Raw genomic sequence first — 7980 nt, 5'->3', positions numbered from 1 at the left:
CAGCAACATGATGCCGGCTGCAATATTTTGCAGCGTGCCCTGCAAAGCCAGGCCGATAGCCAGGCCGGCGGCGCCCAGTACGGCAATCAGGCTGGCCGTTTGTACACCGAATTGCGACAGCACGGCAATAATGGTAAATATCCGCACACTCCAGATCACGACCGTGCGGAACATGGGAATGATCGTGGGATCGATTTTTTCTGATCTAGCGCTCAGGCGCTGCACCATATTGCCCAGCCACCTGGAAATGGTCCAGCCAATGCCCAGAATAATGAAAGCGACCACCAGGTCAACGGCGAAGCGCTGCAAAAATGGCCAGAAACTTTCGATTTGTTGAATATCCATATAAATCACTCTCTTGCGGGTTTTTTCAAAAAACGGAAAGGCTCGCGCCGGCTTACGCTACCGGACAGGCCCACACCGATAGCGGGCATTCACTACGGCAGAATTTTAACGTGTCATAATGACAGAATATACTTCAGGACAGCAAAGCGACACCACTTTCCGGCACCATATTACAGGACAGCAAAGCTTTCGTATGGGATCAGATTGCAATATGGCCCGCTTTCGTCAACGACCATAACAATCAGCGCTTATCCATGACCACACAGCAAAGTACGCCCTCTACCTTTCATTCTCCACAAAGAATCGGTTTTTCCAGTTTCCGCGACCCGGCCCTGGCTTTCGAAGAACTGCTGCGCATCTACGAGCGCAATACACTGTTCATCCGTGAGTCCTTTTACCGCTACATCAGCGGCGAGAGCCGGTCTGATCAGCGCACACGCGCCTGCTACCCCGCCATTCGCCTGCATGTGCCCGACCATCAGGAAGTCGATTCACGTCTGTCATACGGGCATACTACGGAGCCCGGCCTATATCAGACAACCATCACCCAGCCCCTGCAGTTCAAGAGCTACTTGCTTGAGCAAATCGGGCTGATCATGAAAAACCATCAATTGCCTGTAGAGATCGGCGAATCCGATATCCCTATCCCGCTGCATTTTGCATTTACCGGCGGCCAGTATGTTGAAGGCGTCTATGCGGACACGATCGGCTCTTCATTGCGCAATTTCTTCGATGTCCCTGATCTGGCCGTCATGGACGATGCCATCGTCAATGGCACTTTGCGTGAAGAGCCCGGGCTGCCAGGACCGCTGGCCCCCTTTACCGCGCCACGCATTGATTATTCATTGCACCGGCTGCAGCACTACACGGCAACCGCGCCGGAGCATTTTCAGAATTTCGTCCTGTTTACCAACTACCAGTTTTACGTTGACGAATTTATTGAGCGGGCCACCCAATTGATCGAGGACGAATCATCGGGCTATACGGCATTGGTCGAGCCGGGCAACCACGTTACGCGCAAGGGTCAGCCGGATCCGTCCCAAAAGCTGCAACGGTTGCCGCAAATGCCCGCCTATCACCTGAAGCGCGAGGATGGCAACGGCATCACACTTGTCAATATTGGCGTGGGGCCGTCAAATGCCAAGACTATTACCGACCACATCGCAACGCTGCGGCCATCGGCCTGGATCATGCTGGGCCATTGCGCCGGGCTGCGCAACACGCAGCGCTTGGGCGACTATGTGCTGGCGCATGGCTATGTGCGGGAAGATCACGTCCTGGATGCCGACCTGCCACTATGGGTGCCGGTGCCGCCGCTGGCGGAAATCCAGATCGCCCTGGAACATGCAGTAGAGGAAATATCCGGGCTGTCAGACTGGGAGCTTAAACGCATCATGCGTACCGGAACCGTGGCCACCATTGATAACCGTAACTGGGAGTTGCGGGACCAGCATGAACCGGTGCAGCGTTTCTCGCAATCGCGGGCCATTGCACTTGACATGGAATCGGCAACCATCGCTGCCAATGGTTTTCGCTTCCGCGTCCCGTACGGCACGCTGCTATGTGTGTCGGACAAGCCCCTGCATGGCGAATTGAAGCTGCCCGGCATGGCCTCGGACTTCTATCGCAAGCAGGTCAGCCAGCATTTGCGCATCGGCATGCGGGCGCTGGAAAAACTGCGTGAAATGCCCCGGGAGCGACTGCATTCGCGTAAACTGCGCAGCTTTATCGAAACCGCTTTTAAATAACCCGTATTTTGAACTCCGTTATCAATGCCGCTTTTCCGGTTTTTGCGCTGATTCTGACCGGTTATGTCGCCGCTCGACGACGGATCCTGTCGGATCAGGCAAGCCAGCACCTCAATAGCTATGTGGTCTGGCTGGCATTGCCGGCGCTGTTGTTTCATGCCATGGCCACGGTCAGTTGGGAAGAACTGAACCAGATTCCGTTCATTCTGGCCAGTACCGGCGGCATGCTGGCCACCTTTTTCATTTTCATGGTTTGGCAGCGGCGCCGCTTCAGCCTGCCAGACAATAGTGTGGCAAGCCTGTCCGCGTCCTATAGCAACGCCGGCTATATGGGCCTGCCGCTATGTATGCTGGCCTACGGTCAGGCCGGTATCATACCCGTCATTATTACCATGATACTGACCGCCTGCGTCCTGTTTGCCCTGTCCATCGTCTGTCTGGAAACCGGGTTGAAAAAACATGGCAGTGTATGGACCAGCCTGCGCCATACCGGTGCGGCATTGGCAAAAAATCCGCTGATTGTCTCGCCCCTGGCGGGCATGGCCTTGTCAGGTCTGGGCATTGCATTGCCGGCGCCCCTAGCGGAACTGACGCGCCTGCTGGGCAGTTCGGCCAGCCCCTGTGCCCTGGTTACCATTGGCCTGTTTCTGGCGCAAACGCGCAGTATCCGTCCACACCCGGCACTGGGCGCGGTTCTTTTCATGAAAATGCTGTTTCTACCGGCTGCAACCGCATTCCTGGCCTTTATCGTCTTTGACATGCCGCCGGTGCAACGCGAAGCGGCGGTACTGCTTGCCGCCCTGCCCATCGGCACCGGCCCCTTCATGCTGGCCACCATGTACCAGCGTGACACGCATCTGGTCTCGCAATCCATCTTTATCTCAACCGTGCTCTCGGTCATCAGTGTCTCTATGCTGCTGGCCTGGTTTCAGGGCTAGGCGCCTGGCGGCTGAATTATCGTTCCCACACCGTGCATATGCAAGGTGCCGGCCTGCGAGGTAATATACTGTTTTTCACTGACCGAAAAAGTTATGGTTGCCGCTCGCTCGGGCAACGCATGCATCACTGCCTTTTTGCGGAGCATTACATGAAACCTTCAATAGTCATACTGGATGACTGGGAACACGGGCTTGCCCGCCTGGTAGACTGGTCCGATATAGAAAACCGCAGCCGTCTGACAATCCATCACGACCGCTTGCGCGACGAGCAATTGCTGGCCGCAGTGGCCCAGGCGCAATGCATTGTATTGATGCGCGACCGCACGCCTTTTCCCAAGTCGCTGATCGCGCAATTGCCCAATCTGAAACGCATCATTTTTACAGGCACCCGCAACAACACGCTTGATCAGCAGGCAGCCGAAACGGTCGGCATCACGGTCACGGCGACCGAATTCGGTCCGTCCAAAGCCAGCACCTGCGAGCTGGCCTGGTCGCTGATTCTTGCGTCTGCCAAAAAACTGCCGGACCTGCTTGTCAGCCCGCAACAGCCGCTGTGGCGTACGCCCGCAATCTGCCAGCATCTGCCCGAAGTACTGGAAGGCAAGCGTTTGGGGCTGATCGGTCTTGGACACATCGGCAAGCGCATGGCTGCTGTCGCTCGCGCCTTCGGCATGCAAGTGCAGGCATGGAGTCCGCACATGACACCAGAACGGGCCCGCGAAGAGCAGGCAAGCAGCGTATCACTGGAAACCCTGCTGTCGACTTCCGACGTGGTATCACTGCATATTGTGGTCTCCGATGCCACGCGCAAGCTGCTCAACAGCGACACGCTGGCGCTGATGCAACCGGGTAGCCTGCTGGTCAATACCTCGCGATCCAGCCTGATTGACACGCCGGCCCTGGTCAAGGCCCTGCAACAAGGCCGCCCGGGGTTTGCCGCGCTGGATGTCTTTGATGATGAACCAGGCATCAATCCCGAGCTGCAGGCGCTGCCCAATACATTGCTAACCCCGCATATGGGCTTTGTCAGTGAACAGGTATACCGCAAATTTTCGATCAATGTACAACAACAATTGATCCAATGGCTGGACGAAAACGTGTAATGACAAACAGCATCTTGCCTCACAGCGCGCTTATTCTGGTCGATATCCAGCCAGACTTCATGCCGGGCGGCCCGCTCGCATGCGAACAGGCCGATGCCATTGTCGCGCCCGTACAGACCATACTGGCGCAGGATCGTTTTGCCCATTATGTCGCCACCCAGGATTGGCATCCAGGCGGCCATATTTCCTTTGCGTCCTCGCACAGCGGCAGCAAACCCTTTGACAGCATTGCGCTTTACGGCCATCCTCAGGTGCTATGGCCGGATCACTGCCTGCAGGGAACAAACGGTGCGGCACTGCATGAGGCCATCGACTGGAACAGGATGAATGTCATCGTACGCAAAGGCACCGATCCGGTTGTTGACTCGTACAGTGCGTTTTGCGAAAACTACAACCCCGCAGGCGAGCGCCCCTTGACCGGTCTTGCCGGCTGGCTAAGGGATCGTCAGGTTCGGGATGTGTATATTGGCGGCCTGGCAAGAGATGTGTGCGTACTATGGACCGCGCAGGACGCGCGGGCTGCCGGATTCAATACATTTGTCATCTGGGATGCAACCGCCCCGGTTACCGTGCAAACGGATACAAACACGCGCAAGACACTGCTGGAACAAGGCATCCGGATCGTGTACAGCGACAACCTGGCCGGCACCCCTTAAGATCTGCGGTGCAAGAATCAGTCTCGCATTTTGCGACTTCTGTCATGAAGCGCCTGCATTGGTGGCTGCCCTAGCAATGCCGCATTTTCTCTGCAACATCACACCATCAATGGCAACCGCCATATGCGCATCAGGGCACGTTGTCGTGCCCTGCGTGATATCAATGCTGCTCGATAAAGCTCTTGAGAAATTCCTGCGTTCGCGGCTCCTGAGGGTGAACCAGTACCTCATCAGGTGTGCCCTGTTCTACAATCTTGCCCTTGTCAAAAAAACAGACCCGATCGGAAATTTGCTTGGCAAACTGCATTTCATGCGTGACCAGCAACATCGTCAGATCATGCTCTTCTGCCAGCCGCTGAATCACGTTAAGTACTTCGCCCACCAGTTCAGGATCCAATGACGATGTCGGCTCGTCAAACAGCATAATGTTGGGCCGCATCGCCAGCGCGCGTGCAATGGCCACGCGCTGCTGCTGACCGCCGGAGAGCTGGCTAGGAAACTTGTCGCTCTGATCAGACAAGCCCACCAGTTCGAGATACTTGTCGGCACGCTCGTTGGCTTCCTCTTTGGACAGCTTGAGCACCTGCACCGGCGCTTCGGTCACGTTGCGACGCACCGTCATATGCGGAAACAGATTGAACTGCTGAAATACCATACCCATTTCCTTGCGCATTTCACGCAAGTGCTCTTCAGCAGCGGGTACCAGTTCGCCATTTTTCTCTTCATGCCATAACGGCCTGCCGGTCACGTAAATCACACCATCATTGATGTTTTCAAGTGTCATCAGGATACGCAGCACCGTGGATTTGCCTGAACCGGACGGGCCGATAATGGTCACTTTTTCGCCTTTGCGAACCTCGAAATCCAGTTCATCCAGCACGGTCACATCACCAAATTTTTTGATGACCTTTTCGAAGCGGATAATCGGCTCGTCAGTAGCCGGGCGAGCAGCAGCACCATTGGCATTCGCAACATCTTCGCCCTGCGGTTTATCCAGGGCCGTATTCGAATTATCATTATTCATCGGATTATTCATCGTAAAGGTATTCCTCGTTTTGGCAGGTGGGTGTCCAGATATCGCACCCCATAGGACGCGACGATCGTCAGGATCAGGTAAATGATCCCCACCATGGATAGCGGTATCAGATAATTGAAGGTACGATCACCTATGATTTTTGCAACATTGAGCATTTCCAGCACGGTAACGACCGACAGCACCGGCACATCCTTCATGATGGAGACCAGATAGTTCCCCATTGCGGGAATAATGCGCGGGATCGCCTGCGGCAGAATGATGAAGCCGAACGTGCGCACAGGCGCCAAGTCCAATGCCCGCGACGCCTCGGTCTGTCCGCGTGGGATGGACTCGATGCCAGCCCGGTAGACCTCGGACAGGTAGGCGCTGTACTGCACCCCCAATGCCAGTGCCCCGGTCATAAAAGCAGGCAAAACAATGCCGTGCTCGGGCAACACATAATAAAGAAAGAAAAGCTGGACCAGTAACGGCGTATCGCGGATAAATTCAGTGATGAATTTTGCAGGCCACGAGATGATGGCCAGCCGGGCACTTTTAAGTCCGGCCAGAATCAGGCCCAGCACCATGGCTACGAGAAAGCCCAGCACGGTCGCTTGCAGCGTAACCACCAGGCCTTTGAGCAGTATCGGAAAAATCGAAACAGCAAAAGCCCAATTGCTGCTGGTATCCCATTCAATACCAAAAAACATGATCAGGCCCTCCCCGCGCGCCAGCGCCCGACAGATCGCTCCAGCAGCTTCATGATTCCGGTCAGAATCAGTGCCATGCCAAAATACATGAATAGCAAAATGGTGTATACCGTCGTGCTGTCCTGTGTGTAATTGCGGATCTGTTCGGCACGAAACGCCATATCGCCCAGGCTGATCAACGATACCAATGCAGTATCTTTAAGATTTTGCACCGCCAGGTTACCAAAGCTGGGCATCATTTCCGGGATGGCCTGTGGCAGGCAAATAAACCGTAATGTCTGGCGGGGTGTAAAGTCCAGCGCCTTGGCCGCCTCAAATTGCGAGCGAGGTACTGCCTGGAGGGCGCCGCGCACGACCTCGGCACCATAGGCACCGATATTAAAACCCAAGGCCAGCGTCCCGGCGACCAGCGGCGCCATGCGAAAGTCCAGGCCCAGGGCCTGGCCCAATAGCGGCAGCGCAAAGAACAGCCAAAACAGCTGCACCAGCAGGGACGTTCCACGAAAAATCTCGACAAAGCAGATCGAGAATCCGCGATAAAACCAGTTGCTTGAAAGCTTGCCGACACCGAATACAAAAGCGGTGATCGCACCCAGTATGGTCGAATAGACTGTCAGTTGAACGGTCACCCACGCACCCTGCAACAGGGGCGTCAGATATATATTCCAATCCATCGGTCACCTTATATTTTTTGGAAATGAAATGAAGGATGCAAGCGGCAGCCTGCACGAGCCGGTGAGTTTGAGCCTGGCTGATGTCGCCAAACCAAGGATGGGTCTGCAATTGCCTTGCAGACCCATGTGCGCACGCCATACGGCTTGCGCATAACCCTCAAAAGAGCTACAACCTGATTACTTTGCTGCGCAAAGTTGTTCTGTCGTCTGCTTGGTAGACTCTTCCAAATCATGTTCGGAAAAGCCATAAGTAGTCAGAATCTTTTTCCACTCGGGTGTTTTCTTGAACTTGGTCAGCTCTTCGTTAACTGCTTTACGCAGATCATCCGAGCCCTGATCAAAGGTGAAACCACCCCAGCTGCGTGCAGGTTTTCCATCGATCACCGGGTCTTCAAATTTTTCTGCTGGCTCGACTTTGTCACTCTTGTTGGCCAGTTCACTGACCGTCAGACTGGTTGCTGCATAGGCTGCGGCACGACCGGTAGACACTGTCGAAATCGCATCTGCATTATTGGAGATAGTCACCATACGGCTGTCGTCAACACCAAGCTTTTGCAGCATTTCGAGCTGGTCGGCACCCGCCATGATGGCGATTTTCTTGTCTGACTTGCTAAAGTCTTCATATTTATGCAGATTGTCCGGGTTGCCTTCGGCAACCAGCAGGCCCTCGCCATATGAGCTGTTAGGTTCAGAGAAAGCCACCTGCTGACAACGCTGGGGCAGGATAGCCATCTCTGCTGCCACCATGTCGAACTGATCGGCTTTCAAGCCCGGAATAAGTGAACTGAAAC

General features: G+C 55.0%; 9 protein-coding genes. 4 read left to right on the top strand and 5 right to left on the bottom strand.

The window, feature by feature from the left end; genetic code table 11:
* A partial coding sequence (locus ACTIKR_RS16830; RefSeq protein WP_442328450.1) for a mechanosensitive ion channel family protein occupies positions 1-345 on the bottom strand: 345 nt, incomplete at its 3' end.
* 254 nt (positions 346-599) lie between these two features.
* Between ACTIKR_RS16830 and ACTIKR_RS16825 the strand changes: the two genes are divergently transcribed.
* The 4 genes from ACTIKR_RS16825 to ACTIKR_RS16810 all read left to right on the top strand — a co-directional run bounded on the left by ACTIKR_RS16825 (position 600) and on the right by ACTIKR_RS16810 (position 4790).
* Positions 600-2093 carry an AMP nucleosidase gene (locus tag ACTIKR_RS16825; RefSeq protein WP_193087462.1) on the top strand — a complete coding sequence of 498 codons (1494 nt, stop codon included), beginning with the start codon at positions 600-602 and terminating at the stop codon, positions 2091-2093.
* 8 nt (positions 2094-2101) lie between these two features.
* Positions 2102-3031: an AEC family transporter gene (locus ACTIKR_RS16820; protein ID WP_193087461.1), complete on the top strand. Its 930-nt coding sequence runs from the start codon at positions 2102-2104 to the stop codon at positions 3029-3031.
* Between the two features lie 149 nt (positions 3032-3180).
* A complete protein-coding gene (locus tag ACTIKR_RS16815; RefSeq protein ID WP_442328449.1) occupies positions 3181-4134 on the top strand; it encodes a D-2-hydroxyacid dehydrogenase family protein in 954 nt (317 codons plus the stop codon).
* Positions 4134-4790, top strand: a complete 657-nt coding sequence (locus ACTIKR_RS16810; RefSeq protein WP_193087459.1) for a nicotinamidase — start codon at positions 4134-4136, stop codon at positions 4788-4790. Before ACTIKR_RS16815 ends, ACTIKR_RS16810 begins: the two co-directional genes overlap by 1 nt.
* 160 nt (positions 4791-4950) lie before the next feature.
* Here the strand turns inward: ACTIKR_RS16810 and ehuA are convergent, their stop codons facing one another.
* The 4 genes from ehuA to ehuB form a co-directional block, all read right to left on the bottom strand.
* On the bottom strand, positions 4951-5814 hold the full coding sequence (gene ehuA, locus ACTIKR_RS16805; RefSeq protein ID WP_226816488.1) for an ectoine/hydroxyectoine ABC transporter ATP-binding protein EhuA: 864 nt from the start codon (positions 5812-5814) through the stop codon (positions 4951-4953).
* 8 nt (positions 5815-5822) lie between these two features.
* Complete coding sequence (gene ehuD / locus ACTIKR_RS16800) at positions 5823-6515, bottom strand: ectoine/hydroxyectoine ABC transporter permease subunit EhuD (RefSeq protein WP_193087458.1); 693 nt, start codon at positions 6513-6515, stop codon at positions 5823-5825.
* A gap of 2 nt (positions 6516-6517) precedes the next feature.
* A complete protein-coding gene (gene ehuC / locus ACTIKR_RS16795) occupies positions 6518-7189 on the bottom strand; it encodes an ectoine/hydroxyectoine ABC transporter permease subunit EhuC (RefSeq protein ID WP_193087457.1) in 672 nt (223 codons plus the stop codon).
* Positions 7190-7366: 177 nt separating this feature from the next.
* Positions 7367-7980, bottom strand: a 614-nt coding sequence (gene ehuB, locus ACTIKR_RS16790) for an ectoine/hydroxyectoine ABC transporter substrate-binding protein EhuB (RefSeq protein ID WP_442328448.1), incomplete at its 5' end; no start/stop codon positions are given.

This window comes from Advenella sp. (assembly GCF_052108595.1).
GTDB lineage: Bacteria > Pseudomonadota > Gammaproteobacteria > Burkholderiales > Burkholderiaceae_B > Advenella.
This window is presented reverse-complemented; position numbering and strand designations above follow the sequence as displayed.

What these genes read in the sequence shown, in the direction of transcription:
- ACTIKR_RS16825 (WP_193087462.1), top strand. Translation starts at nt 600, where the DNA reads ATGACCACACAGCAAAGTACGCCCTCTACCTTTCATTCTCCACAAAGA.
- ACTIKR_RS16815 (WP_442328449.1), top strand. Translation starts at nt 3,181, where the DNA reads ATGAAACCTTCAATAGTCATACTGGATGACTGGGAACACGGGCTTGCC.
- ACTIKR_RS16810 (WP_193087459.1), top strand. Translation starts at nt 4,134, where the DNA reads ATGACAAACAGCATCTTGCCTCACAGCGCGCTTATTCTGGTCGATATC.
- ehuA (WP_226816488.1), bottom strand. Translation starts at nt 5,814, where the DNA reads ATGAATAATGATAATTCGAATACGGCCCTGGATAAACCGCAGGGCGAA.
- ehuD (WP_193087458.1), bottom strand. Translation starts at nt 6,515, where the DNA reads ATGTTTTTTGGTATTGAATGGGATACCAGCAGCAATTGGGCTTTTGCT.
- ehuC (WP_193087457.1), bottom strand. Translation starts at nt 7,189, where the DNA reads ATGGATTGGAATATATATCTGACGCCCCTGTTGCAGGGTGCGTGGGTG.